This is a genomic window from uncultured Campylobacter sp. (assembly GCF_937949835.1).
Lineage (GTDB): Bacteria > Campylobacterota > Campylobacteria > Campylobacterales > Campylobacteraceae > Campylobacter_B.
This window is the reverse complement of the sequence record NZ_CALEDC010000006.1, coordinates 1-1,722: the sequence shown is the minus strand read 5'-3', so window position 1 is coordinate 1,722 and position 1,722 is coordinate 1. Positions and strand designations below refer to the sequence as shown.

The 1,722-nt window shown below is 40.9% G+C and carries 4 protein-coding genes; 2 read left to right on the top strand and 2 right to left on the bottom strand.

The window, feature by feature from the left end; translation table 11 throughout:
- Positions 1 to 52 precede the first annotated feature (52 nt).
- A complete protein-coding gene (locus tag Q0256_RS00130; RefSeq protein WP_297958931.1) occupies positions 53 to 256 on the bottom strand; it encodes a hypothetical protein in 204 nt (67 codons plus the stop codon).
- Between the two features lie 83 nt (positions 257 to 339).
- The gene (locus tag Q0256_RS00125; protein ID WP_297958929.1) at positions 340 to 1,119 is read right to left on the bottom strand and encodes a LexA family transcriptional regulator; all 780 of its coding nucleotides are present in this window, start codon (positions 1,117 to 1,119) and stop codon (positions 340 to 342) included.
- Positions 1,120 to 1,213: 94 nt separating this feature from the next.
- Between Q0256_RS00125 and Q0256_RS11555 the strand changes: the two genes are divergently transcribed.
- Entirely contained in the window at positions 1,214 to 1,468 is a 255-nt protein-coding gene (locus Q0256_RS11555) for a helix-turn-helix transcriptional regulator (protein ID WP_304293187.1), read from the top strand.
- Positions 1,449 to 1,658 carry a hypothetical protein gene (locus Q0256_RS00120; RefSeq protein ID WP_005870001.1) on the top strand — a complete coding sequence of 70 codons (210 nt, stop codon included), beginning with the start codon at positions 1,449 to 1,451 and terminating at the stop codon, positions 1,656 to 1,658. Before Q0256_RS11555 ends, Q0256_RS00120 begins: the two co-directional genes overlap by 20 nt.
- Positions 1,659 to 1,722: the final 64 nt, after the last annotated feature.

The window sequence follows — 1,722 nt, the reverse complement described above, 5'->3', positions numbered from 1 at the left end:
TATGTTTAAATTCTGTTGGAGCGCCTTATCTATGTAATTTTGAACCGGCTGGCTATTTATTGCCGGCGGACGATTGTTTTTTAGATTTTTTCTCTTTGATCTGTTCTTCGCCATATATCTTCTCTAGCTCTTTTATTCGCTTTTTGTATATTTTTCTTGACAGGTCGCCTGCCCTATAGATCATATCGCTTTCAAGCGGGAAGGTGGTAAAAGCATTTCTAAATCCTGAAGCAATATATCTTAATGTCTCGCCCATCTTTCATCCTTTCTTGAAATTTTATTTTAGAAAGTAATTTTACCAAAAAATCCTTAACCTTCAATCGTTTTTGTAAATTATTCCTATTTTATTCCGCTATCGCTAAACGTCAGCCCTTTTTGAATTTCTAGCTTGATCTTGCCGCAGACCTTTCCTAGGATTTCGTATTCGTAGCCCTCTTTGTGCGGGTATAGATCGCCGTATTTGGAGTTTAGGCTGATAAGTTTTATAGCGCCTTTTGGCAGGAACTCGACCCTTTTTACGTAAACTACGTCGCCCACGCGCACGACATAAATTCCGCCGATCTTAATAAAATCGCCCCTAAAATTTACCATATCCACAATCGCCAAATCCCCCTCGTCATATTCGGGCTGCATGCTATCGCCTACGACCTCAAAAAGTTTTAAATTTTTTGGATCGAGCCCTTTAATAAAAGACCTATCCACGGCGATTTTAGTTTCTTTATTAAACAGATCCAAATCATACGCTCCCTCGCTGCCCGCGCCGATAAGCATCTCCGATTTAGAGAGAAACACTCCGTTTTTAAGGCCATACTCGGCGGGGATCAGATGGGCGTATTTTTCAAAATTATTTTTCAGCTCTTTTTTGACGATCTGCCTCTTCGACGTCTCCTCGTCATCGAATAAATCTATTACGTTTTTTCCCAATATTTCCGCTATTAGCGGCAACTTTTCAAGCTCAGGCTTTGACGATTTTTTCTCTTTGCCGTTTTTGCCGATTTCGCCCGGCTGCGTTTCATAGTGCGCCACAAGCCCTTGCGTTATACCTAGCTTCTCGGCAAACTGCACCTGTGTTAGCCCCGCTTCCTGTCTGAAAGCTCTAATCTTTTGATGAATATCCATTAAAAATCCTTCTATTGAATTTTAGCAATTTTAAAATTACTAAAGATAATATCATTAAGCAGATTTTTATATTATCGATGATAATATACTGCTTATGGAACAGAACAAAATTACTCAAGAACAAATAGCAAAAAAGCTCGGCGTCACGCAGGGAGCGGTTTCGCTATGGTTTTTACAAATCAATACGCCAAAAGTCAAACACGCAAATGCGATGCAAAAGCATTGGGGCTTTCCTACTCAAATATGGGGCAACCCAAAGCTTTTTAGCGCTTTTATGCAGAAGAATAGCCAAAAATTCGGCTCTCTGAAAATATTACGAAAGGCTAAGAATGGTAGCGCCGAAGTATGACAATAGCAAGGCTTTTAAGCTTTCTAACCAAAACATCGCCGCTATCGTCAAAATCCAAAACAAAAAAGGGTTTAAAAACGATAGCGAGGTGGTGAGGTTTTGTATTGATTTTATGGCGGTTTTGATTGAGCGCGGGTTAGAGACGCAGGCGCTCGCAAAGCTCGTAGAAAGCGTAGCGAACGAAAAATGACCGCAGACCTTGCTTTTGCCATTGGCGGAATAATCGCGCTTTGCGTGGGGATTTGGAGCGCTAG